This is a genomic window from Litoreibacter sp. (genome assembly GCF_058136045.1).
This window is the reverse complement of sequence record NZ_JBYVDD010000003.1, coordinates 298,958-321,692: the sequence shown is the minus strand read 5'-3', so window position 1 is coordinate 321,692 and position 22,735 is coordinate 298,958. Positions and strand designations below refer to the sequence as shown.

Here is a 22,735-nt window from a genome sequence, read left to right as displayed (position 1 = left end):
CTACCCGCCTTTGGGGGCAGAAATTCCGGCGGCTTTCTTCAACAAGGTGACGGCTTGCGCTTTCTCTGGCTCTGAAAGAGTACTTAGGACTTCCAAATTTACGCGTTTGACGATGGCGGGAAGCTCGGCGGCTTTCGCGCGGCCAGCCGCAGTCAAATAGATCAAGAAACTGCGGCGACTTTCGGGGTCTGGGCGACGCTCGGCAAATCCGGCCTTTACCAAGGCGTCGATATTGCGGCTGGTAAAATATTCAGGAAAGTTAAGCCTCTCCCCGACTTTGCGTTGGTTGATGCCATCCTCCTCGGACAGCAACATGAGCGCGGCGAAGAGCTTGACGTTAACGCCAACCGCTTTCAGCTCGGCCTTCATTTTTGCATCCAGAGTCCGCGATAGGGATTGGACCAAGAACCCAAAACTATTTTCCCGGATGGCCTGCGATTTTGAAACTTGTGTCATCAGGTACTGTCCCCTGTGCATGGCAATACCCCCGAAACTTGCAAGCAGCAAGTGTTGCGTTTTAATATTTGCATTTACAAGACTTGTAATTGCAAGTTATGCATAGGCAAGTCAAGTGAAAGAATCATCAAACCAAGCTCAGGAGCCACGACATGAAACCAATTATGACCAAGTTAGCCCTAATCGCCGCACTCTCGATCCCAACGATTTCTGCGGCTCAACAGTCGGAAGGACAGCGTTTGGCCCAACTCGCATTCGCATCTGCCGACACTTCAGATCGCGGGTATATTGACCAAGGGCAATTTCACAGCTTCGGCTCCGATGTCTTCACCTCAATGGATTCCGACGACAATAAAAAGCTGACCTTGAAGGAATTTTTAAGCTGGGATTACGGCATGAAACCTCTCGCTGAAGAGGTCGGTCGCGAAGCGGCTTACGAGACGGCACTGCGCGTTGTGTTCGCTTTTTGGGATCGCAATGGCGACAATATGATTTCCAAAACCGAGCACCGCCTGTCCATGAACTTTGATTTCCAGCGGGCGGATACAGACAATAATGCTGTGCTTTCGCGCGATGAATTCACCTCGGGGTTCTCGGTCATGGTTGCCCTTCGCGCGGCCATAAACCCGGCACCTGTCGAGTAATTTTGCCACCTAGGAGGGGCCAGCCATGTTACGCAAGCAAGGGATTTTCGCCATTTTGGGCGTCATTACCATCTTCATCATCTTACACTTGGAGCTGCCCCCCGAGCAGCACGATATGCGCACCACCGCGACCACAATGTTGGGTGGCATCGCATTCTTGTTGATGACGATGTCGGTTGTCCTCTCCACTCGGTTGGGCAGTCTTGAGACCCTGTTTGGCGGGCTTGACCGGATGTATCAGGTCCATCGCGTCGCGGGGGTCATGACGGCCTTATTCGCATTGGTTCATTTCTTTGGAGTACCGAAGGACTTGCCTGCGGGGGCTGATCCATTGCTGCATAGTATGGTGCCCTCCGCGCCGTTTGGCATGCTTGGGTTGATCTTCTTGGTGATTGGTCTGTTCGTCGCGTTGAACCGCAAAATCAGGTACTCGCGCTGGCGTCCGACCCATAAGGTCATGGCGCTGGTTTACCTGTTGGTGATTGGCCACTTTATGTCGGCCCCGACGGTATTTTTTGAGAAGTTCAGCGCGTCGGGTTTTATGCTTATGTTTGCGGCGGCTGTCGGGTTGGTTGCGCTGTTTTACTCCCTGTTTGGGATGAACAAGCGGACCGCCCTGCCCTTTACGATTGAGGCGGTAAATGCGCTTGAGCGTGCGACAGAGCTTGTGCTGAAACCTGTGGGGGCGTCGCTGGACTTCAAGCCGGGGCAATTCGCTTTCGTTGAAATTCAGGGCAAAGAATGGTCCGAGCCGCATCCGTTCACGATTTCCAGTGCGCCGGGCGAGGAACATCTTCGGTTTACCATCAAGGTGCTTGGGGATTGGACCCGAAAACTGCGTGAGGAAATGCAGCCCGGTGGCAAGGTGATGGTGCGCGGCCCGTACGGCCGATTTGATGCAACCCGTGCTGGTGATAAGCAAATCTGGCTTGCGGGTGGCATTGGTTTGACGCCGTTTTTGTCCAAACTGCGGGCGATGGAGCATGGTGACCGGCGGCAAATTCACTTGGTCTATGCCGCGCGCGAGGCGCAGGATGCGATCTTCCTTGAGGAATTGAAGGACCGCGCTGCTGCGCTTGGAAATGTGACTTTGGTGCCGCTGTTCTCGGATGAGGGAAATTTCGCCCGGGTCGATATGATGAAGCAAAAATTGCCTGATCCGCTGGACAGTTATCACTACTTTATGTGCGGCCCGAAGCCGATGGTTGAAGGCATCACCAAAGGCCTGAGGGCGGAGGGTGTGATCCGCTCCAACATCCACACCGAAGCCTTCGAATTCCGTTAAATCTTGTAATATCCAGCTCGATAGGAGCCTTAAAATGTTAACGATCTTTATTGTACTAAACCTAACCTTGATGGCGATCGTCTTTGGCTATGCGGTGTCGGCCTCCGCCGTAGCCCATCCCGCGATGATGGCCAGCAGTCGCGATGTGGCCGTGGGATTTTTCGCGCCGTTTTTCCATAAGTCGGCCCATTTACAATTGGTCCTGTCGCTCATCGTGCTTGGGCTAAGCCTTGTGATTTCGCTTATGGGCGGAGGGTGGCTTTGGCTTACCGGCGCTGTGGTTTTGCAATTGAGCGGGCCTTACACGATCAAAATCCTGATGCCGGTTAACAACAGGATCATGGCTGAGGGGGCTGACGTTAACTCTGATCAGATGGGGCGCGATTTGGCAGCTTGGGGCGGGTTGCACCTGCCTCGGACTGTACTGGCCGGTGCGGTCTTCGTGTTATTTGCGTTCCTTGCTGTTGCGGGTGGCGCGTGATGGAAAGCCCGCACACCGGTTGCAGGAGGTGTTGAATGCGCAAGCTTATCGGATTTATCCATGAGGTTGGAACGATCATGTATGTGGGCGGAATTCTGTCGCATATTGTGATCGGGATTGTATTTGCCGGTGCTGATCCAGAGGTAATTTCGACGGTTTACACCTACAAACTGGAGAGCGCTTATATTTTGATCTTGCCCGGTTTGGGGGTGAAAATCTTGACGGATTTGACCTTGTGGTTTGGCTATCATGAGCGGGCTTGGTGGATGCGAATAAAGCTGCTGTGCACTGCGTTTTTGGCCGTGAATGCCTTTGTGTTCTTAGTGCCGATGATGCCGCAACTGCTGGGGTTGGCAGAGGCATCCGTGCCAGCGGGGCATCTGAGCGATGCATTTCATGCCCTTGAAGGGAAAGAGAAAATGGTGGGGATGTCCAACATTATCCCGCTGATTGCAGAGATGGTTTTGGGCGCGTTCAGGCCTAAGATTTCAAGCCGTGAGCGCGCGCAACAGGTTTTGGGGGTGTGATTAGCGCGGCAAGGCGGCGGCCGCTTTGGCAAGTGCGGTGATGGCGTCCCAATCGCCTGCCAGCACTTTGTCCTTGGGCGCGACCCATGAGCCGCCAGCGCAGATAACATTAGGCAGGCTCAGATAACTCGCCGCATTTGCGGGGCTGACGCCGCCAGTGGGGCAAAAAGTAACCTGTGGGATTGGCGCGCCGATGGCTTTGATCGCAGGAGCACCGCCAGATGCCTCAGCGGGGAAGAATTTTAGCATGGTGTAGCCGCGCTCGAGCAGAGCCATGGCCTCGGACGCGGTGGCGGCGCCGGGCAACAGCGGCAGGCCCGCTTCCTCGCAGGCATCCAGTAAGCGGTCCGTGGCACCGGGCGAAACGCCAAACGTGGCGCCCGCATCAATGGCCGCGTGCACATCGGCGGGGGTTAGGAGCGTGCCCGCACCGACGACGCCGCCTTGGACTTTTGCCATCTCGGTGATGACTTCCAGGGCTGCGGGCGTGCGTAGTGTAACTTCGAGGGCGGGCAACCCGCCTGCGACCAGCGCTTGGGCCAAAGGCTGCGCATGGGCTGCGTCATCGACGACCAGAACGGGGACGATCGGGGCGAGGTCGCAGATTTCACGGGCTTTTTGGCTGGCGTCTTGTGGAGTCATTTTGGGCAGTCCTTATGGTGGGCGTCGGAGTTAATGATTTTGAGCCTCCGGCGGGGATATTTTTAGAACAATGATGGGGATTAGACCACCACCCCTGCCCCGTCGGCTGCGGTTCCAGCGGTTTGGCGGAAGATCGAGAACAACTCGCGGCCAATGCCGTGGCCGTTGTCGCTGAGATCGGATGTGGCGGCGGTGCGGGTCTCAACGCCTTTGGTCAGGACGTTGAGCGTACCTTTGGTGGCATCAAGGCGGATCAGGTCGCCGTCTTGCAGTTTTCCGATGAGGCCACCGTCCACGGCTTCGGGGCAGACGTGAATGGCGGCGGGCACCTTGCCGGATGCGCCGGACATGCGCCCGTCGGTGACCAGCGCCACCTTGAGGCCGCGATCCTGGAGGACCGCCAGCACTGGCGTTAGCCCGTGCAGTTCCGGCATGCCGTTGGCTTTGGGACCTTGAAAGCGGACCACGACGATTGTGTCTGTGGTGAATTCGCCTGCTTTAAACGCGGCTTTGACCGCATCTTGGGTTTGGAAAATGCGCGCGGGGGCCTCGATGATGTGGCGCTCGGCAGCGACAGCGGAGACTTTGATAACGCCGCGGCCCAAGTTTCCCTTGAGTTGTTTCAGGCCGCCCTCGGGGGCAAAGGGATCGGACACGGGGCGCAGGATGCGGTCGTTTTGAGTTTCGCGCGGGGCATCTTCCCATGTGAGTTGGCCGTCGCGCAGTTTAGGATCTCGCGCATAGAGGTCGAGGCCGCCCCCCATGACCGTGCGGGTGTCGGGGTGTAGCAGGCCTGCGGCTAGCAGCTCGCCGATCATGTAGGTCAGCCCGCCCGCCGCGTGGAAGTGGTTCACGTCGGCCAGCCCGTTGGGGTAGACGCGCGCCATGAGGGGCGTGGCCTCGGACAGATCGGACAGGTCTTGCAAATCAAGGATGATGCCCGCCGCGCGGGCCATGGCGATGATGTGGATCACCAGATTGGTCGAGCCGCCCGTGGCCATCAGCCCGACCAGACCGTTGACGAAGGTTTTCTCGTCGAGGATGTCGCACACGGGGGTGTAATCATTGCCCAAGTTTGTCATCTCAAGGGCGCGTTTGGCGCCATATGCGGTCAGGGCGTCGCGCATATCAGTGCCGGGATTTACGAAGCTTGTGCCGGGCAAATGTAGCCCCATGAATTCCATCAGCATTTGGTTGGAATTGGCCGTGCCATAGAAGGTGCAGGTGCCCGGAGAGTGGTAGGAACTCATCTCGGCTTGCATTAATTTGTCACGCCCGACCTCGCCGGTTGCAAATTGCTGGCGGACTTTGGCTTTCTCGTCATTGGGAAGTCCCGAGGCCATTGGACCAGCAGGCAGGAAGATACCGGGGAGGTAGCCGAAGGTTGCTGCGGCCATCACCAGACCGGGGACAATCTTGTCGCAAACGCCCAAATATATGGCCGCATCAAAGGTGTTATGGCTAAGGGCAACGCCTGCCGACAGCGCAATAACGTCGCGCGAAAACAGCGACAATTCCATGCCGACCTGACCTTGGGTGACACCATCGCACATCGCGGGCACGCCGCCTGCAACCTGTGCGGTGCCACCATGCGCGCGGGCTGTGGCCTTGATCAGATCAGGGAAATCTTTGAACGGCTGATGCGCTGAAAGCATGTCGTTGTAGGAGGTGACGATCCCGAGGTTGCCGCCCTGCCCGTCGAGCATCGGGGCTTGGTCCTGCTCCATCGCCGCATAGGCGTGGGCTTGGTTGCCACAGGTCAGATGGGCGCGGCGCGGGCCTTCCTCGGCGGCTTGGCGCATCCGGCTCATATAGGTGGTGCGCGTGGGCTTAGAGCGGGCGATGATCCGCTGGGTGACGTCTTGGATTGTGGCGTTGAGCTGCATGGAGACCTCCGTGTGTTGTGCCTCGTATAGTCGTGTTAGCGCTAACGGTAAAGCCCTAGAAATCACTTGGATTGCAGTGATCTGCGTAACGTCATAAATACCACCTATGGTTGATTTTAGCATCACAAAAACCGGCCCGGAAGATGCAGAGGCGCTTTTGGGCATGGTGCAGGCCTTGGCGGCGCATCACGGGGATGTAGCGCGCGCGAGCACGGCTAGCCTTGCGCGGGATCTGTCGGATGGCTGGTTGATTGGGCTGATTGCACGCGGGTCGGATGGCGTGGATGGGGCGATGTCCAAACCGCTGGGGTATGCTTTGTTAATGCCCCATGCGCAGGCCCAATACGGGCTGCGTGGCATGGATTTACACCATCTGTTTGTGCACCCCGAAGCGCGTGCTCACGGTGTTGGCCGCGCCTTGATCGAGGCGGCAGAGGGCTATGCCAAAGACCACGGTGCAAGCTATATGGTGATCGGGGCCAATGACGCCAACCACAGGGCGCAGGCATTTTATGGCGCGCTCGGCTATGCCCGCAAGCCCGCCTCCGGGCAGCGGTTTCGCAAGGCCTTCACCTAGCGGTACAACAGCGACTTGCCCTCCGAGAACAGGTGAACCTTGGCCGGATCCGCCGTCAATGTCAGCGTTTTGCCGCGCATATCGGTGTGGATGCCGGGCAATCGCGCAATCACGGTGTCGGTCTCGTCGCTGGAGCTTGGGGCTTTGAAGTAGAGCTGCGTCACCTCGCCCAAAGCCTCGACAATTGCGACCGTATCCGAGAAAGCGTAGTTGGCGTCATCGGTGCTGGCGACCATATCCTCGGGGCGGATGCCGACGTTAACCTTGAGGCCGATGTCGCCTTCCACAGTCGGAACAGTGGAGGTGATCGTGCCTTTACCGTCTTGCAGCGACAGGGTTGTGACCTTGCCGGTCCCCACGACCTCGCCCGCCAACAGGTTCATCGCCGGAGAGCCGATAAACTGCGCGACGAACTCGTTCTCGGGGCGCTCGTAGAGGTCCAGCGGTGTGCCGACCTGTGCGATGCCTTTGTTCGCCAAAACCACGATGCGCGAAGCCAGCGTCATGGCCTCTACTTGGTCGTGGGTCACGTAGATCATGGTGGAGTCTGGCATGGATTCCTTAAGCTGTGCGATCTCGATGCGGGTGGCGACGCGCAGGGAGGCATCGAGGTTCGAGAGTGGCTCGTCGAACAGGTAAACTTTGGGATCACGCACGATAGAGCGGCCAATGGCAACGCGCTGGCGCTGGCCGCCGGACAGGGCTTTGGGCAGGCGATCGAGGTATTCATCAAGCTGGAGAACCGATGCAACACGGGTGATGGCCTCGTCAATCTCGGCCGGGGTTTTCTTGGCCAGCTTCAGCGCGAAGGCCATGTTTTCACGCACTGTCATGTGCGGGTAAAGCGCGTAGGATTGGAACACCATGGCGATGCCACGCTGCGCGGGCGGGATGTCGTTCATCACCTCACCGTCGATTTGCAACTCGCCTGCGGTGATCTTTTCCAAGCCCGCAATCATCCGCAAAAGCGTGGACTTCCCGCAGCCCGAGGGGCCAACAAAGACGATCAATTCGCCAGTCTCAATCTCGAGATTAATACCTTTGAGCACTTCAATGGTGCCGCCGTAGGACTTGCCGATATTTGTCAGTTTCAGGTCTGCCATTGGGTGTCCCTCCTGTTTAAGTTTTGAGCGCGAAGCAAACCTGCCACGGTCCAAGGTGTAATTTGTTATCTGGCGCAGCGCCGGTCGAGCCAAGCTCGCCCCCGATCGCAGCCCATGCCCCTGCGGGCATCTCGATCGTGGATGGTGTGTCGGACAGATTGAAGGCGCAGAAAATGCTCTGGCTGCCTTGGCTCCGAATGAAACTAAGCACGTCGCCTTGCGCACGCATATCGCGACAATCGCCTTTCACCAGCGCCAAATGGGCGTGGCGAAATTTCAGTGCCCGGCGGTAATGGTGCAAGGGGGCCGCCGGGTCGGCCTCTTGAGCCTCGACCGAGCGCATGACGTGATCATGGCTAACGGGCAGCCAAGGCGTGGCCTCGGTAAAGCCACCGTTTTGGTTGGATGGCTCCCAAACCATTGGCGTGCGGCAGCCATCTCGGCCCTTAAACTCGGGCCAAAACTCTATGCCATATGGGTCTTGCAGGTCCTCAAATGGTACGTCGGCTTCTGGCAGGCCCAGCTCCTCGCCTTGATACAGGCACAGCGAGCCGCGCAGCCCCATCATCATCGAGGTATAGCAGCGATGCGCCGCTGGCGTCAGATCCCAGCGGGTCACATGGCGCATCACATCGTGGTTGGAGAACGCCCAGCACGCCCAGCCGTCTGGCGCGGCTTGATCCAGACGCGACATGGTGTCCGCGACACGTGTGGCGGTGAGCTTGTCTTTGGCAAGGAATTCAAAGGCATAGCACATATGAACCAGATCATCCCCGGCGGTATATTCGCCCAGCAACTCCAAGCCGCGTTGTGCATCCCCGACCTCGCCCACGGTGGTGGTGGCGGGGTATTGGTCCAGCAACGCACGGTAGCGTTTGAGGAAGGCAAGGTTCTCGGGCTGGTTCTTGGAATAGAGGTGCTCTTGATGATTATAGGGGTTCACCGAGGGCGCAATCGTGGCGTTGCGATCCTCAAGCGGCAAAGCGGGATTGTCGCGCAACTGCTTGTCGGCAAAGTAAAAATTGATCGTATCAAGGCGGAACCCATCCACACCGCGATCCAGCCAAAACCGTGTGGCGTCAAGAAGCGCGTCTTGCACATCGGGGTTGTGGAAGTTCAGGTCAGGCTGTGTGGCGAGGAAATTATGCAGGTAATATTGCTCGCGACGGCCATCCCAGTGCCACGCAGGCCCACCGAAAATTGACAGCCAGTTGTTGGGCGGCGTGCCGTCAGGTTTCGGGTCGGCCCAGACATACCAATCGGCGCGTGGGTTGTCGCGACTGACACGGCTTTCCTTAAACCACGGGTGCTGGTCGGAGGTGTGCGAAAGCACCAGATCAATCATCACCTTGAGGCCGTTTTGATGCGCCGCGGCGACCAACGTGTCGAAATCCGCCAATTGACCAAACATCGGGTCAACGTCGCAGTAATCGCTGACATCGTAGCCGAAGTCTTTCATCGGCGAGGTAAAGAACGGGCTGATCCAGATTGCATCCACGCCAAGCGACGCGATGTAGGGCAACCGCTGGGTGATTCCGGGCAAATCTCCGACGCCATCGCCGTTGCTGTCTTGAAAGCTGCGCGGGTAAATCTGGTAGATCACCGCCCCGCGCCACCAGTCTGCATCCGCGCTGGTGAGGGCTTTCAGTTTTGGGTCTATTTGGCTCATAGTCATCTCTTGGTTGTCAGTTTATTTTACCGAGCCGGCCAGCAGGCCGCGCACGAGGTAGCGTTGCATTGTAAAGAACACGAGCAGTGGCACGGCGATGGAAATGAACGCCGCCGCGGCCAGAATACCCCAGTCGCCGCCCTTGGAGCCGAGCAGATCGTCTGCGATTTTGACGGTCATCACCCAGCTCTCGGAGTTCGACGGCAAGAACACTTTGGCCACCAGCAAATCGTTCCATGTCCACAGGAATTGGAAGATCGCAAAGCTGGCCAACGCCGGAAAACTAAGCGGCAGCACGATTTTGGTGAAGACCTGAAAATCGGTAGCCCCGTCGACTTTGGCGCTCTCGATAATATCACGCGGCAGGCCGACCATATAGTTGCGCAGCAGGTATATCGCCAGCGGCAGCCCGAAGCCGGTATGCGCCATCCAGATGCCCAGAAAGCTTTGGCCGATACCGACTTTATTGTGCAATGTCAGCAGTGGTACGAGGGCCAGTTGCAGCGGCACGACCAGTAGCCCCACGACCAAGGCAATAAGGAACCCCCTGCCCGCAAAGTCCATCCACGCAAGCGCATAGGCTGCAAAAGCCGCGATCAGGATCGGGATGATTGTGGCCGGAATGGTCACCGTCAGCGTGTTGATAAAAGCCAGGTCCATATTGTCGGAAGCCATAATCGTGCGGTAATTATCAAGCGAGAAACTTGGCGGCGTGGAGGCCGAAAAGTAGATTGACGGGGGCCGTTTGATGTCCACAGGGGACCGGTAATCATAGCGACCATCCGCGTAGACCGTAAGCGCGCGCCCCTTCGTTAATTTAGCTGTTTCGCCTGCGGCGAGCTCTGTCGGGGCCGAGCGTTTACCGCCAAAACGCACCACGGTGCCCGCGCCATCCTCAAAGACATTTCCCGAAAGAACCCGCACCTCGGCCTCTTGGCTTAACTTATCCATTGAGGCTTTGACTTTGAAGTTTTGCTCCACAGCGAAGGGCGCTTTCCACCACCCCGTAGCGGTAATCTGGTCGCGGTCACGAAACGACGACACCAACAACCCCAAGGTCGGGACCAGCCAGATGACGATCAGCAGCACCACCGAGATGTTAACGGCCCAAGACAGCGAGGATTTGGTTCCTGCAATGTTATCCATTATCTCATCTCCTTACGGGATTCGCGAATGTTCCAGATCATCACCGGCAGCACGATCAGCATGATTACAAAGGCCACCGCCGTGGCGCGCCCGTCATCGCGGAACATGTAGCTCATCATGTAACTGGGCAAAATCTCAGTACCAAAGTTGCCGCCGGTCATGGTGTAGACGATATCAAACACCTTCAACACGAGGATGGTCACCGTGGTCCAAACCACCACAATCGTGCCCATGATCTGCGGAATTTTGATGCGGAAAAATACTTGGAACGGGTTCGCACCGTCGATAATTGCGGCCTCGATGGTCTCCTCCGGGATACCGCGCAGAGCGGCGGAAAGGATGACCATAGCAAAGCCCGTTTGGATCCAGATCAAGATAAACATCAAGAAGAAATTATTCCAGAACGGCAGTTGCAGCGGGTCAATCGGGCCTGCGCCAAAGGTATCGCGGATGGCGTTGATCAGGCCGATGTCTGGGTTGTTGGCGTAGACAAATTTCCAGATCAGCGATGCCCCGACAAAAGAGATCGCCATCGGCATAAAGATCAGCGATTTCGCGATGTTACCCCATGACAACCGATCGGTTAACTGTGCCACCAACAGGCCTAGGAACGTGGCGCCAGCAGGTACGATAAGCACCCAAAGGAAGTTGTTGAACAGCGCGGTTTGGAAGGTGTCATCGCTGAACATGATGCGGTAATTGCCAAAGCCGATAAACTCGTCACCGCTGCGGTTAAACAGCGAGCGGTAGAAGGAACCAACCACCGGATAGACCAGATAAAGCGTCAGGGCCGAGAGGCCGGGCGCAAGGAACAGCCATGGGCGGATCAGGTTGGCACGGTTGATGTTTTCACCCAAAGTCACTGCACGTTTGGGCAGCCACGCCCAAGGCGCAAAGACTATGATGATAAAGAGGGCCACCGCGAGAATTCCAACGCCCCAAGACCCGCCCACCCATTGCGCAAAAGCCAAAAGGCTGGCGATAGGGGTCACAAGAATGGCGACGATGCTTGGCGGCAAGACCGAATTCAAAATGAAGGCCAATGCGCCCGCCAGCAGCATCAAAACCAAGACCATGGCTCCAAGGCCGATAATGCGGCGCTTTTGTGTGGTCGCAGCGTCCACGGCCACGGGGCGGAATAGCACTTTGTCGATGAACATGTTGGAGAGAAGGAAGTATCCAACACAGCCGCCAACGCCGATAAAGACGGTTAAAATTCCTTGGAGCAGCGGTGACATGGCTCTGGTCCTCCGGGTGAAAAAATTGTGCAACTCTGACCCGAGGAACGCGTGCGCGGCTCCTCGCTTGGGTCGTAGGCATAGTGTATTTGATCAGGTAATGGCAGTTTTTGGTCGGGATGCGGCGGCAGTTGCGCCGCATCCCGCATTCATTGACCTACTGGATTGCGTCCCAGCGGTCTTGGATGCCTTTGGCAACCTCGGTCGCGTCTTTACCGGTGACGTAATCCACCATTCCGGTCCAGAACGCGCCCGCGCCAATCTCGCCGGGCATCAGGTCAGATGCATCAAAGCGGAAGGTCGTGGCGTTGAGCAAAATATCACCCTGCGCACGCAGGGTGTCATCGGCATAGGTCGCCGTGTTGACACCAGCGTGTGGCGTCAAGAACCCGCCCTGAGCCATCCACATCTCATGCGCGATGGGCAGCTTTAGGAAGTCGATCATCGCATTGGCCGTGTCAGATGGGTTAGTGATCGCCAACACGGTCCCTGCCCCCAAAACCGGCTTACCCAGATCTTTGCTGGCATAAGACGGGAAGTAGAAGAAGTCCGCATCCTCGCCCATTACAGTGCCTTCCGGGAAGAAGGCCGGGATGAAGGACGCCTGACGGTGCATGTAGCATTTCTGCGGGATGGAGAACAAACCCGTCGGGCTGTCGCGGAAGTCGGTGCTGGCCACAGCCGAAGCACCGCCGTCAACATAGGCGTCATTGCGCGCGAAATAGCCGAATTCCTCGATGGCAGCGACGACCTTAGGGTCGTTGAACTTCATCTCGTTGGTCACCCAAGCATCATAATCCGCCGGGCTGGCAGTGCGCAACATCAGGTCCTCGACCCAATCGGTCGCGGGCCAGCCAGTGGCGGCACCTGATCCTAGCCCGATGCACCAAGGCGTGCCGCCGTCCGTGACGATCTGGTCGGTCAGGGTTTTCAGCTCTTCCATGGTTTCGGGTATCTCGTAGCCGCCCTCGTCAAAGGCTTCGGGGGAATACCAAACCAGCGACTTCAAATCGACGCGGTAGAACATGCCAAACAACTGATCGGTGCCAGCTTTGTCGGCGTAAGTGCCCAGATCAACCCATGATTGACCCGCGGCATAGTTTTCCTTGATCCAGTCGCCAGTGCCAGCGGCCAACGGTGTCAGCAGACCTTGGCTTGCCAGATCGGCGGCCAGTCCGGGCTGGGGGAAAACCGCAAGGTTGGGGGCGGAGCCAGAGCGCGCAGACACCACGATGTCCTGCTCAAAGCTGTCGGAGCCGGAATAGTTGGTCTCGACCCCTGTCGCAGCAGCGAAATAGGCGAGGATTTTCTCGACCTTTTCTTTTTCTGCGCCTGTCCATGGGCCGGTCATGGTCAAGGTCTGACCTGTCAAATCTGTGGCAGCGGCGAAGTCATTGTAGCTGCCCCACGTAAAGTCGCCCCCGTCAGTGCCAAAAGACAGATGACCGTCAGCGAATGCGGCAACACTGCTCAGCGCGACAATGGCGACTGAGGTGTAAAGACTTGATTTCATGGTTTCCTCCCAAGCGTCGGCGCGTGCTGCGCCGCCTAATTTTGTCTCTTTGCGCTGTAGAATCGCTTCCAAAGCGCTTTGAATACCTGTTAAACTTGCAAAGCAACGTGCATCTGTCAACGATTTCTCTGAAAAATTGCTTATTAATTACGCTTTATACTGTAAACTCTCATGTGAACTCTGATTGGAAACTTCATTTCCTCTTTGACGTCGCCCGGTTATGCCCCTAAGAATCAAACTATTCCTCAAAGCGCTTTGGCCTTGAATTCGGGAAATGGAATCTATGAATCTGCGTGAGCTATCGGATATTTTGGGCCTGTCCCAAACCACGGTGAGCCGGGCGCTGAACGGCTTTCCTGAGGTCAAGGAAGCCACCCGTAAGCGCGTAACAGAGGCCGCCGCGGCCCATAACTACCGCCCCAACACCCGCGCCAAAAGCCTAGCCACCGGGCGCACTATGTCTATTGGCCACGTGATACCGCTCTCGAACCAACACGAGATGGTAAACTGTGTTTTCTCGGATTTCATCGCCGGCGCTGGCGAGGTCTATGCCAAACACGGCTATGATATGCGGGTCTCGGTGGTGGACGACGAAAGCGAGACCGCCGCCTACACCCGACTGGCGGAAACTGGCATGGTGGATGGCGTTATTGTGCACGGGCCACGCATTGACGACGAGCGCATCCCCCTGCTGCAAGGCCTTGGGCTGCCCTTTGTTGTGCATGGTCGGTCCAGTAATTGCACCTGCCTCTATAGCTGGCTGGACGTGAACAACCGCTCTGCCTTGCGCCGCGCCACGGACTTTTTGCTGGACCTTGGCCATACCCGAATTGCCCTGATCAACGGCATTGAGGATATGGATTTTGCCATGCGCAGGCGCGACGGGTATCGCTGTGCGCTGGACGCGCGCGGGTTGGCTGAGGATCCGGCTTTACTGCATTCCTTCGAGATGACCGAGCCGTTTGGCTACGCAAAAACCTGCGAAATGCTGGACCTTGCGGATGCACCGACCGCAATCATCACCTCTTCGCTCATCCCCGCGCTTGGGGTGCGTCGCGCAGTTGAAGAACGCGGCCTAACCATAGGAAAAGACATATCAATCATATGCTTTGATGATGAACTTTCCTACCTTCCAAACGGCGCCGGATCACCCATTTTCACCGCGACACGCTCCTCTGTGCGAAATGCGGGGCGGCGGTGTGGTGAAATGTTGATGCACCAGATTGAATACCCCACAGACACCCCGTTGACTGAATTATGGGAGGCCGAATTGGTTGTTGGCCAGTCCACCGGCCCTGCCCCTCGCGCCCCTAGAGAAAACATATAATGCAGCACAACCGCTCTGACTTTCCCGACGGCTTCCTCTTTGCCGCCGCCACCTCTGCCTATCAAATTGAGGGCCATGCTTTCGGCGGCGCAGGGCGCACCCATTGGGATGATTTCGCCCAAACACCGGGCAATGTTGTGCGCGCGGAAACTGGCGCGCGGGCGTGTGATCACTACCACCGCTATGAGGAGGATCTGGACCTGATGGCGGCGATGGGCTTGGATGCCTACCGCTTTTCCACCTCTTGGGCGCGGGTTTTACCCGAGGGGCGCGGCACGCCAAACCCTGAAGGGTTGGATTTCTACGACCGCCTTGTGGATGCCATGCTGGAGCGCAACCTGAAGCCAATGGCGACGCTGTATCATTGGGAGTTGCCCTCCGCGCTGGCGGATTTAGGCGGCTGGCGCAACCCGGACCTGCCCAAGTGGTTTGCCGATTACACCCAAGTTATCATGGAGCGCATCGGGGACCGAATGTTCTCGGTCGCGCCGGTGAACGAGCCTTGGTGTGTCGGCTGGTTGAGCCATTTTGAAGGCCACCACGCCCCCGGCCTGCGTGATATTCGCGCCACCGCCCATGCCATGCACCACATTTTATGCGCCCATGGCCGCGCGGTAGAGGTTTTGCGATCTTTGGGCGTTCAAAACGTAGGGGCTGTGTGCAACTTTGAATACGCCCATCCGGCCGTTGATTGCGATGCAGACCGGACTGCGGCGGCCATATATGATGGCCATTACAACCGGTTCTTTTTGGGCGGCCTCTTTAAAGGGGAATACCCTGCAAATGTGATGGAGGGGTTGGCCCCCCATATGCCGAAAGGTTGGGAGAGTGACTTTGACCTTATCGGGCAGCCGCTCGACTGGTTGGGGCTAAATTACTATACCTGCAAGCGGATCGGGGCATCGGGGGATGCTTGGCCCGGCCATTGTGAAGTTGCAGGCCCCCTGCCGAAAACACAGATGGGCTGGGAGATATACCCGCAAGGCCTGCATTATTTCCTAACGTGGGTGCATGAAAATTACACGAAGGGCTTGCCGCTTTATATAACCGAAAACGGTATGGCAAACCCTGACACGCCCGATGCGCCTGACGTGGCGCGCATCGACTATCTAAACCAGCACCTTGGTGCCGCCCGCACAGCCATTGCCGAGGGGGTGCCGCTAAAAGGCTATACCTTCTGGTCCCTATTAGACAATTACGAGTGGGCCTTAGGCTATGAAAAACGCTTTGGATTGGTACATGTGGACTTCGAGACCCTTGAGCGCAAACCCAAAGCATCATACCACGCATTAGCCCGCGCCTTGAAAGCCTGAATCCAGATGAAACATCCCGCAGATACCTACTCCCTTGTGGCCGATATTGGTGGCACCAACACCCGCGTTGCCTTGGCCGAGGGAACACGCCTGTTAACCGACACGGTGACCCGCTACGCAAATGCCGATCATCCGGATCTGGAAACGGTCCTGCACGCCTTTATCGACACCCATGATGTGGATTGCAAAGGGGCCTGTGTTGCTTTGGCCGGGCCGGTCAAGGATGGTCGTGGCACCATGACCAACCTTGACTGGGAGATCGACGAAGAAACGTTGGCCCGTGCGACCAAGGCCGAAACAACATGCCTTCTCAATGACTTACAAGCCCAAGGCTATGCCTTAGGCGCGTTGCCTGATGGGGCAATCACCCCGCTTGTTGCCGCGACGGGCACCGACAGAGCCGCAGCGCAAGACCCGATGGCCACCAAGTTGGTGGTGGGTGTGGGCACCGGCTTTAATATCGCTCCGGTCTATGAAACACGGGCTGGTCGCCACATCCCGCCCTCGGAAAGTGGCCACGCGAATTTGCCCCTGCGCACAGAGGCAGAAGTGCGGCTGGCACAGCATTTCGAGACGGCCCATGGCTTTCCGGCGGTGGAGGAAATGCTGTCAGGCCGTGGCTTGGAGCGGGTTTATGCCTGGCTGGGCAGCGAGGCGGGAGATCCGCGTGAGGCCCGTGCGGCTGATATTATGGCGGGATACGAGGCGGGAACCGACCCGCGCGCTGCCGAAGCCGCCGCCATGTTCGTGCGAATGCTTGGCACTGTTACCGGTAATTTGACCCTTATCCACCTGCCCTTTGGCGGAGTTTTCTTTGCTGGTGGCGTGGCTCGGGCCTTTGCGCGTCACTTCACCAACTTGGGGTTCGCCGAGGCGTTTCGCGACAAAGGTCGCTTCGCCGGGTTTATGGAAGGTTTTGAGGTTGGGGTGATTGAGGACGACTACGCAGCCCTAACTGGCTGCGCGACATATCTGGCGTCTTTCGACTAAGTTTTGCCCCCAGCCAGCATCGTGTTTGAGACACTGTTTTACTAATTCCAGCTTAATTACATCTGTGAATTTAGTTTCACACCTTATTCACACCCGCCAACCAACTGTAATTAATGCATATTTTTTCAGACCTTTACGTGAGGTTAACTCTCTTCTTGATCTGTGTCCCCGCAATCGCGCAGAGTTTTTTCATAGGCGGCAATTTTTCGTCGCTTGTTTTATGACGTAACTCTACTTGCCGCCCGGCTGCGCTGCTTTCGACGAGGATTACCCCTTTGCAGGCCGTCGGGCATCACAACCCGCGTTAAGGCACGTACCATATGATGCTCCCAGCATCGTCCCCAGTGTGCCATAGCGTTCAGACCCTCGGCGTAGCTCTCCCCTGCGCCGAGGCCCAAACATGGCCCAGCCCAGCCCCAACCAGCCTCAGACGGGCATGGAAAATCACATGAATACTTTATTGTATCAAGTTGAATTAACTTGATAAATCCAATCTTGCTGTCGATGTATCAAACTCGGCGACAGCCGCTGCGCAATCGCCATTGGCCCGTAAGTTGCTATCTGGGACACCATGTTTTGGCGGTGAAACATGCGTAGATTATTGGCAGAGCGGGCCTGCACCCGCCTCACCCGCGGCTTGCGCAGGGCCTCATAGGATTTCAGGGCGCGGTCGCGGTCCATATCCCCCTCCAGTATATCCGCCAAGACCACCGCATCCTCCAGCGCCTGCACTGCCCCTTGCGCCATAGAGGGCAGCATCGGATGGGCCGCATCGCCCAATAAGGTCACCGGCCCATCGCACCACGAGGCCAAAGGCGGGCGGCCATAAAGCGCCCAGCGAAACAAGCCCTCCGAGGCCTCCAACACGGCGCGCAAGCAGGGCTGCCAGTCGCCAAAATCTGCCAATGCATCCTCGATTGAGCCGGGGATCGACCAGCCCTCCTCGGTCCAGCTATCTTGCTCGACAATACCGACGAAATTAACGTGCGTGCCGCCTTTCACGCGGGTGGTCACAGCATGTTTGCCACGCCCTGCCCAGATAACGCCAAAGGGCGGCGGCGCGTTGTCCCCAAGGGCGCTAACCGGCACCACCGAGCGCCACGCAACATTGCCAGTGAAGCGCGCGCGGTCAGGGCCACACATTTGCTGGCGGATTTCCGAGCGCACACCGTCGGCGCCGATCAGCACATCGCCAAAGACCCGCTCGCCACGCTCTAGGTAGACCGAGGCCCCGCCACGTTCGCGCACGTAGCCCGTAATTTTTGCACCGGTGCGCAACTGCGCCGATGGCTCCGCGCGCAAAGCCTGCGCCAAAGCATCATGCAAATCGGCACGGTGGATCTGGATGAAGCGATTGCCCCACCTGTTTTGGGCATAGCCTTTCATCGGCAGCCGGAAAATGCGCCGCCCAGAGCGCCCCATACGCAACTCGATGGCCTCTGGCTCGAACAGTGCATCCTCAATCAGCGGCGTTATCCCAAGCCGGTCAAGCACCGCCATCCCGTTGGGGCTAACCTGGATGCCAGCCCCGACTTCGGCCAGTTTCGGGGCCTGTTCCAGCACCTCAACGTCCCAGCCATTGCGCGCCAAAGCCAGCCCGCACGCCAGCCCGCCGATGCCGCCTCCTGCGATGACTGCGCGCCGTTTAGTCATGGCAAACGAATGCCGCCATCAAGGCGAATGGTCGATCCGTTCAGGTAGGCCGCGCCGATAATAAAGGCCACAAGGCTGCCAAATTCAGAAGGTTTTCCAAGACGTTGCGGAAATAACGGCTGACTTGCGAGCGCCTCTTGAGCCGCTTCGGGAAGCCCCTCCAGCATAGGTGTCAGAAACAGGCCCGGCGCGATAGCCATGGAGCGCACGCCGATATTGGCCAGATCGCGCGCCATGGGCAGGCTCATCGCCGCGATGCCCCCCTTGGAGGCCGCATAGGCAGGCTGGCCCTTTTGGCCATCGAATGCCGCAACCGAGGCGGTATTGATCAAAACCCCGCGCTCGCCATCGGCATTTGGTGCGTTATCTTGCATGGCCTCGGCGGCCAAACGGCAGACGTTAAAGCTGCCCACCAAATTGATATCAATGGTGCGCTGAAACTCGGCCAAAGGATGTGCGCCCTCGCGGCCAACGGTTTTTGCCGCGGTCGCAACGCCTGCGCAATTGACGGCAGCGGTGATCTTTCCGAACTCGGAAAGGGCAAAGTCACGCGCGGTCTCAACCGAATCCGCAGACGTCACGTCGGCCTGTGCAAAGCGCGCGTTTTCGCCCAGATCAGATGCCATAGCCGCACCGCGTGTCGCGTCTCGGTCCAGCAAGACCACCCGCCCCCCGCCTGCCACGATTGCCCGCGCAGACGCGGCCCCAAGGCCTGATGCTCCGCCGCTAACCACGGCAACTGTTTGTGAAATATCCATCTGCTTTCCCCTAAATTTTGAGGCAGACTAGCAGGTTACGGGTGGCGCGAAAGGCCTGTGCTGCGCATAGTGGCAAAACATCGCTAGGAAGGCCCGTTATGACCCTACCCCTGATCCCACTGCCTATTGTGCGCCAGCACCACCTTGCGCGACATCGCCTGTGTGAAACCCCGATCGGCGCGGGTGAAGGCGAGGGTTTGCAGCGTTTATTGCATGATTTGACCTTTGTGCAGCTTGATAGCATCAACACGGTGGCACGGGCTCACCACATGATTTTGCACACGCGGCGCACCAGTTACCGGCCCAAGGCGCTGGATCAATTGCTGGCTGAGCGGCAGGTGTTTGAGCATTGGACCCATGATGCCTCGGCCATTCACATGGATAATTTCATCCATTGGCGTTTGAAATTCGCACGGGATGCGCAGACTTTGCGGGTGCGCTACAAAAACTGGCACCGCGACGGGTTTGAGGCAAAATTCGACGCTGTTCTCAAACAGATATCGGATCATGGCCCCTGTTGCTCCTCGGATGTGGGCGCAGGTGAGAAGAAAGGGTCCGGCGGGTGGTGGGATTGGCACCCGTCCAAGACCGCGTTGGAGTATCTGTGGCGCGCGGGGAAGTTATCGGTAACGCGGCGCGAAGGGTTTCGCAAATTCTACGACCTGACCGAGCGGGTGATCCCCGCGCACCACCTCAACGCGCAATGCGCCCCCGAGGAGACGGTCGAGCACGCCTGCAACATCGCGATGGACAAGCTGGGCTTTGCAACATCGGGTGAAATCGCCGCATTCTGGGACCTTGTGACCCCGGCTGAGGCACGCGCATGGTGCAAGCAAGAGCTGGCAGCAGGACGGCTACAAGAGGTGATGTTGGAAACCGCGACGGGCAAACCCCGCCGCTCGTTCGCACGCGTCGGGGTTTTGGACTTCGCCATGCAGGAGCCGACCAGCCGCATTCGGATTTTATCCCCGTTTGACCCTGCCCTGCGCGACCGAAAACGGACCGAACGCCTGTTTGGGTTTCACTATCGCATCGAGGTTTTCGTGCCCGCTGCCAAACGGCAATACGGCTATTACGTCTTCCCCGTGCTCGAGGGGGATCGGTTGATCGGGCGGCTGGATATGAAGGCCGATCGGGCGGGAGATGTGATGAATGTTCGCGCATTTTGGCCCGAAAGCGGCGTGGGCATGGGCTCTGGCCGGATCAAATCCCTAAAAACAGCGGTTAAGCACAGTACCCGCCTGTCCGGGGTCTCTGACATTGATTTTGCAGCGGATTGGCTGAAGGAAAAACCGGCGATTACGGCGCCCCGTTGAACAACCTGAGCGCATGCACGACAAAGCAATGAGAACAGTATGGAGTGGGATGAATGGTGAGTTTCTCGGCAAATTTGGGGTTTTTATGGGCGGATATTCCACTGCCTGATGCGATCCTTGAGGCCAAGCACGCGGGGTTTTCAGCCGTGGAATTGCACTGGCCCTACGCCACGCCAGCCCAAGAGGTCAAGGCGGCGCTGGAGGAAACCGGCCTGCCCTGTCTGGGCCTGAATACGCAGCGCGGGGATGTGGCGGCCGGGGATAACGGCTGCGCGGCGATACCGGGTCGCGAGGCCGAAGCACGGGGCTACATTGACGAGGCGCTGGCCTATGCGCGCATCATCGGCGCGCCCAATGTGCATGTGATGGCGGGGTTCACCGACCGCTCCTCCGCCAGCAAGGCCTGTTTTGCGCAAAACCTGCGATATGCCTGCGCACAGGCCGCTCTGACCCAACGTGCAATTCTGGTCGAGCCGTTGAACATACATGACGCCCCCGGATATCATATTTCGACGATCCAACAGGCCCAAGAAACCTTGAGTGCGGTGGACCTGCCAAACCTTAAGATTATGTTCGATTGTTATCACTTGCAGATCATGCAGGGCGATTTGTTGCGCCTGTTCAACGCGTGTCAGTCGCAAATAGGCCATATCCAAATCGCAGGCGTTCCCAATCGGGGTGAACCAGACGCCGGAGAACTTAATTACCCGTGGTTGCTGGCGGAGTTTCAGGCGCGCGGCTGGGCCGCACCAATCGGTGCCGAGTACAAGCCAAGAGGTTCAATTGATGGCAGATTAAAGTGGATGAATTCATATCGTTAGACATCTATCTTAATGTTAAAAACAAGATCAGACAACGGCTTAAAACTGGCGTTTCTGTCATCCAACCCCATTACGGATTTCTCTAAGGCGACCACCTGCTCGGGATCTAGAACACTCCCGGCAAAGCGGCGGAATTTTGCGATGATTTCAGCCTCGGTTGGTTGCGGATCAGGCCCGCCGGAAGCCTCGATACATCCGCTGTCAAACCTGCGCCCGTCGCGTAGGGAAACCTTAACGCGGGCGCGTCTTTGGCTGGGATAACTTGCCTCGAATTGCTTATCTACATGGGCGCGGGTCAACTTGGTGAGCCGGACCAACTCAGGGTCGCTAAAACTAGGCGCACGCACTTCATCCACGCCAACCCCCCCGCGCAAAAAGGCACAAGCCACGGGCCAAGCCAAAGAGTATTGCGCAGCGGCAGAGGTTTTGGGCACCGAGGCGCTCAACTCGGCGCTATAGCGGAAGGTGTAAATATCAATGGATACAATATCTTGCGGGTCAATTTCATAGGCTTCACGCAGCCCCAGAGCCGCATCAATCGGGGCATGGGCCCAGCGACAAATAGGGTATGGTTTCACGTATTGCGCACAGGTTAGCCAGACCTGCCCCAAATCGCTCCAATAGCCCGCAGCATCGCCAAATTCGACCGTAGCAGCGGGCGCGCCGGTAAAGCCGTCCTCGGCAATAAGCAGCGCATAGAGCCCCACCGGCGCACCAAATCCGGTGCCGTCATGCAGCATGGTCGGGTTGGCAATTTCGCGCATCATCTGGCTGCGCGGGGCGTGGTATTCGGCGATCCCCAAGGCGTGGCGCAGCACTTGATCCGAGACCCCGCGCAGCCGCGCGCCCATGGCGACGCAGCCAAGTGCGTTCCATGCGCCCGAGGTGTGATAATCCGGCACGGTGCCATGCAGCGCCGCCGCCGCGCGGTAGGAAATCTCATAGCCAGCGACCATCAAGGTCAAGGCTTCGCGGCCGGAGAGATGTGGTGCATCCTCGCTCAGCGCCAGCAATGCGGGCAACAGGGCCGCGCCCGCATGGCCTTTGGAGGGTTGCCAGCCGTCATGGGCATCAAGGTTATCGAGTTGCGTGGCCATGGCAAATGCAGCCCCCGGCAACGAGGCGCTGCGCCCATCAAAGGCAAGCCGCGCCTGAGGGGCCTCGGGGCCAGCCGCCCAGTGTTTTACCGCGTGATCACGGGCGATGCGTCCGGCATCAAGGGGATGGCTGGCGGCCAATACGCCCAACAGGTCCAGAACCAACAGTTTGGCGGTGGTTAAAACCTCAACCGGTAAAGCATCGCTATCAAGATCCCGCAACCAGCGCGCCAGATCAATCATCCGCGGTGATGGCTGTGTCAAAGATTGCATGTCAGTCACAGGCTTGCCCC

General features: G+C 57.9%; 21 protein-coding genes. 10 read left to right on the top strand and 11 right to left on the bottom strand.

All coding sequences use genetic code 11. The features are described 5' to 3' along the window. On the bottom strand, positions 1-456 hold the full coding sequence (locus AC3Y7R_RS02910; protein WP_490040502.1) for a MarR family winged helix-turn-helix transcriptional regulator: 456 nt from the start codon (positions 454-456) through the stop codon (positions 1-3). 152 nt (positions 457-608) lie between these two features. Between AC3Y7R_RS02910 and AC3Y7R_RS02905 the strand changes: the two genes are divergently transcribed. The 4 genes from AC3Y7R_RS02905 to AC3Y7R_RS02890 are packed head-to-tail and all read left to right on the top strand — an operon-like array spanning position 609 to position 3,393. Continuing rightward, positions 609-1,100: an EF-hand domain-containing protein gene (locus AC3Y7R_RS02905; protein WP_490040501.1), complete on the top strand. Its 492-nt coding sequence runs from the start codon at positions 609-611 to the stop codon at positions 1,098-1,100. Positions 1,101-1,125: 25 nt separating this feature from the next. After that, the gene (locus tag AC3Y7R_RS02900) at positions 1,126-2,385 is read left to right on the top strand and encodes a ferredoxin reductase family protein (RefSeq protein ID WP_490040500.1); all 1,260 of its coding nucleotides are present in this window, start codon (positions 1,126-1,128) and stop codon (positions 2,383-2,385) included. A gap of 34 nt (positions 2,386-2,419) precedes the next feature. Next, positions 2,420-2,866 carry an anthrone oxygenase family protein gene (locus AC3Y7R_RS02895; protein WP_490040499.1) on the top strand — a complete coding sequence of 149 codons (447 nt, stop codon included), beginning with the start codon at positions 2,420-2,422 and terminating at the stop codon, positions 2,864-2,866. 35 nt (positions 2,867-2,901) lie between these two features. Next, entirely contained in the window at positions 2,902-3,393 is a 492-nt protein-coding gene (locus AC3Y7R_RS02890) for an enoyl-CoA hydratase (protein WP_490040498.1), read from the top strand. Here AC3Y7R_RS02890 and eda read toward each other — a convergent pair whose 3' ends face one another. Both eda and edd read right to left on the bottom strand, forming a co-directional pair. Next, a complete protein-coding gene (gene eda / locus AC3Y7R_RS02885; protein ID WP_490040497.1) occupies positions 3,394-4,035 on the bottom strand; it encodes a bifunctional 4-hydroxy-2-oxoglutarate aldolase/2-dehydro-3-deoxy-phosphogluconate aldolase in 642 nt (213 codons plus the stop codon). It abuts the gene before it with no gap. 80 nt (positions 4,036-4,115) lie between these two features. After that, positions 4,116-5,921, bottom strand: coding sequence for a phosphogluconate dehydratase (edd, locus tag AC3Y7R_RS02880; RefSeq protein WP_490040496.1), 1,806 nt, complete (start codon positions 5,919-5,921; stop codon positions 4,116-4,118). A 106-nt stretch (positions 5,922-6,027) separates the two neighbouring features. Between edd and AC3Y7R_RS02875 the strand changes: the two genes are divergently transcribed. After that, complete coding sequence (locus AC3Y7R_RS02875; RefSeq protein WP_490040495.1) at positions 6,028-6,498, top strand: GNAT family N-acetyltransferase; 471 nt, start codon at positions 6,028-6,030, stop codon at positions 6,496-6,498. Here AC3Y7R_RS02875 and AC3Y7R_RS02870 read toward each other — a convergent pair. The 5 genes from AC3Y7R_RS02870 to AC3Y7R_RS02850 form a co-directional block, all read right to left on the bottom strand. After that, positions 6,495-7,601, bottom strand: a complete 1,107-nt coding sequence (locus AC3Y7R_RS02870; protein WP_490040494.1) for an ABC transporter ATP-binding protein — start codon at positions 7,599-7,601, stop codon at positions 6,495-6,497. The genes AC3Y7R_RS02875 and AC3Y7R_RS02870 overlap by 4 nt on opposite strands. A 16-nt stretch (positions 7,602-7,617) precedes the next feature. Further along, on the bottom strand, positions 7,618-9,270 hold the full coding sequence (gene bglA, locus AC3Y7R_RS02865) for a beta-galactosidase BglA (RefSeq protein WP_490040493.1): 1,653 nt from the start codon (positions 9,268-9,270) through the stop codon (positions 7,618-7,620). A gap of 21 nt (positions 9,271-9,291) precedes the next feature. Then, on the bottom strand, positions 9,292-10,416 hold the full coding sequence (locus tag AC3Y7R_RS02860) for a carbohydrate ABC transporter permease (RefSeq protein WP_490040492.1): 1,125 nt from the start codon (positions 10,414-10,416) through the stop codon (positions 9,292-9,294). Further along, positions 10,416-11,435: a carbohydrate ABC transporter permease gene (locus AC3Y7R_RS02855; RefSeq protein ID WP_490040971.1), complete on the bottom strand. Its 1,020-nt coding sequence runs from the start codon at positions 11,433-11,435 to the stop codon at positions 10,416-10,418. The genes AC3Y7R_RS02860 and AC3Y7R_RS02855 overlap by 1 nt, the downstream gene beginning before the upstream one ends. A 376-nt stretch (positions 11,436-11,811) precedes the next feature. After that, positions 11,812-13,167 (bottom strand): ABC transporter substrate-binding protein, encoded by a 1,356-nt coding sequence (locus AC3Y7R_RS02850; RefSeq protein ID WP_490040491.1) that lies wholly within the window; start codon positions 13,165-13,167, stop codon positions 11,812-11,814. A gap of 283 nt (positions 13,168-13,450) precedes the next feature. On the opposite strand from AC3Y7R_RS02850, the gene AC3Y7R_RS02845 reads away from it, so the two are divergent. Genes AC3Y7R_RS02845 through AC3Y7R_RS02835 form a run of 3 tightly spaced genes read left to right on the top strand, consistent with a single transcriptional unit; the run spans position 13,451 to position 16,797 of the window. Next, the gene (locus tag AC3Y7R_RS02845; protein ID WP_490040970.1) at positions 13,451-14,494 is read left to right on the top strand and encodes a substrate-binding domain-containing protein; all 1,044 of its coding nucleotides are present in this window, start codon (positions 13,451-13,453) and stop codon (positions 14,492-14,494) included. Next, entirely contained in the window at positions 14,494-15,807 is a 1,314-nt protein-coding gene (locus AC3Y7R_RS02840) for a GH1 family beta-glucosidase (protein ID WP_490040490.1), read from the top strand. The genes AC3Y7R_RS02845 and AC3Y7R_RS02840 overlap by 1 nt, the downstream gene beginning before the upstream one ends. A 6-nt stretch (positions 15,808-15,813) precedes the next feature. After that, on the top strand, positions 15,814-16,797 hold the full coding sequence (locus AC3Y7R_RS02835; protein WP_490040489.1) for a glucokinase: 984 nt from the start codon (positions 15,814-15,816) through the stop codon (positions 16,795-16,797). Positions 16,798-17,262: 465 nt separating this feature from the next. Here AC3Y7R_RS02835 and AC3Y7R_RS02830 read toward each other — a convergent pair whose 3' ends face one another. Both AC3Y7R_RS02830 and AC3Y7R_RS02825 read right to left on the bottom strand, forming a co-directional pair. Continuing rightward, positions 17,263-18,450 carry an FAD-dependent monooxygenase gene (locus AC3Y7R_RS02830; protein WP_490040488.1) on the bottom strand — a complete coding sequence of 396 codons (1,188 nt, stop codon included), beginning with the start codon at positions 18,448-18,450 and terminating at the stop codon, positions 17,263-17,265. Continuing rightward, on the bottom strand, positions 18,447-19,208 hold the full coding sequence (locus AC3Y7R_RS02825) for an SDR family NAD(P)-dependent oxidoreductase (RefSeq protein ID WP_490040487.1): 762 nt from the start codon (positions 19,206-19,208) through the stop codon (positions 18,447-18,449). The genes AC3Y7R_RS02830 and AC3Y7R_RS02825 overlap by 4 nt, the downstream gene beginning before the upstream one ends. Before the next feature lie 98 nt (positions 19,209-19,306). Here AC3Y7R_RS02825 and AC3Y7R_RS02820 point away from each other — a divergent pair, with 98 nt between their 5' ends. Both AC3Y7R_RS02820 and AC3Y7R_RS02815 read left to right on the top strand, forming a co-directional pair. Beyond that, on the top strand, positions 19,307-20,524 hold the full coding sequence (locus AC3Y7R_RS02820; RefSeq protein WP_490040486.1) for a winged helix-turn-helix domain-containing protein: 1,218 nt from the start codon (positions 19,307-19,309) through the stop codon (positions 20,522-20,524). A 53-nt stretch (positions 20,525-20,577) separates the two neighbouring features. Then, complete coding sequence (locus AC3Y7R_RS02815; protein ID WP_490040485.1) at positions 20,578-21,345, top strand: hydroxypyruvate isomerase family protein; 768 nt, start codon at positions 20,578-20,580, stop codon at positions 21,343-21,345. On the opposite strand, the gene AC3Y7R_RS02810 is transcribed toward AC3Y7R_RS02815, so the two are convergent. After that, positions 21,342-22,715, bottom strand: a complete 1,374-nt coding sequence (locus AC3Y7R_RS02810; RefSeq protein WP_490040969.1) for an MmgE/PrpD family protein — start codon at positions 22,713-22,715, stop codon at positions 21,342-21,344. The genes AC3Y7R_RS02815 and AC3Y7R_RS02810 overlap by 4 nt on opposite strands. Between the last annotated feature and the right edge of the window lie 20 nt (positions 22,716-22,735).

Coding starts and splice junctions, on each gene's coding strand:
- AC3Y7R_RS02910 (WP_490040502.1), bottom strand. CDS start 456: ATGACACAAGTTTCAAAATCGCAGGCCATCCGGGAAAATAGTTTTGGG.
- AC3Y7R_RS02905 (WP_490040501.1), top strand. CDS start 609: ATGAAACCAATTATGACCAAGTTAGCCCTAATCGCCGCACTCTCGATC.
- AC3Y7R_RS02900 (WP_490040500.1), top strand. CDS start 1,126: ATGTTACGCAAGCAAGGGATTTTCGCCATTTTGGGCGTCATTACCATC.
- AC3Y7R_RS02895 (WP_490040499.1), top strand. CDS start 2,420: ATGTTAACGATCTTTATTGTACTAAACCTAACCTTGATGGCGATCGTC.
- AC3Y7R_RS02890 (WP_490040498.1), top strand. CDS start 2,902: ATGCGCAAGCTTATCGGATTTATCCATGAGGTTGGAACGATCATGTAT.
- eda (WP_490040497.1), bottom strand. CDS start 4,035: ATGACTCCACAAGACGCCAGCCAAAAAGCCCGTGAAATCTGCGACCTC.
- edd (WP_490040496.1), bottom strand. CDS start 5,921: ATGCAGCTCAACGCCACAATCCAAGACGTCACCCAGCGGATCATCGCC.
- AC3Y7R_RS02875 (WP_490040495.1), top strand. CDS start 6,028: ATGGTTGATTTTAGCATCACAAAAACCGGCCCGGAAGATGCAGAGGCG.
- AC3Y7R_RS02870 (WP_490040494.1), bottom strand. CDS start 7,601: ATGGCAGACCTGAAACTGACAAATATCGGCAAGTCCTACGGCGGCACC.
- bglA (WP_490040493.1), bottom strand. CDS start 9,270: ATGAGCCAAATAGACCCAAAACTGAAAGCCCTCACCAGCGCGGATGCA.
- AC3Y7R_RS02860 (WP_490040492.1), bottom strand. CDS start 10,416: ATGGATAACATTGCAGGAACCAAATCCTCGCTGTCTTGGGCCGTTAAC.
- AC3Y7R_RS02850 (WP_490040491.1), bottom strand. CDS start 13,167: ATGAAATCAAGTCTTTACACCTCAGTCGCCATTGTCGCGCTGAGCAGT.
- AC3Y7R_RS02845 (WP_490040970.1), top strand. CDS start 13,451: ATGAATCTGCGTGAGCTATCGGATATTTTGGGCCTGTCCCAAACCACG.
- AC3Y7R_RS02840 (WP_490040490.1), top strand. CDS start 14,494: ATGCAGCACAACCGCTCTGACTTTCCCGACGGCTTCCTCTTTGCCGCC.
- AC3Y7R_RS02835 (WP_490040489.1), top strand. CDS start 15,814: ATGAAACATCCCGCAGATACCTACTCCCTTGTGGCCGATATTGGTGGC.
- AC3Y7R_RS02830 (WP_490040488.1), bottom strand. CDS start 18,450: ATGACTAAACGGCGCGCAGTCATCGCAGGAGGCGGCATCGGCGGGCTG.
- AC3Y7R_RS02825 (WP_490040487.1), bottom strand. CDS start 19,208: ATGGATATTTCACAAACAGTTGCCGTGGTTAGCGGCGGAGCATCAGGC.
- AC3Y7R_RS02820 (WP_490040486.1), top strand. CDS start 19,307: ATGACCCTACCCCTGATCCCACTGCCTATTGTGCGCCAGCACCACCTT.
- AC3Y7R_RS02815 (WP_490040485.1), top strand. CDS start 20,578: ATGGTGAGTTTCTCGGCAAATTTGGGGTTTTTATGGGCGGATATTCCA.
- AC3Y7R_RS02810 (WP_490040969.1), bottom strand. CDS start 22,715: ATGCAATCTTTGACACAGCCATCACCGCGGATGATTGATCTGGCGCGC.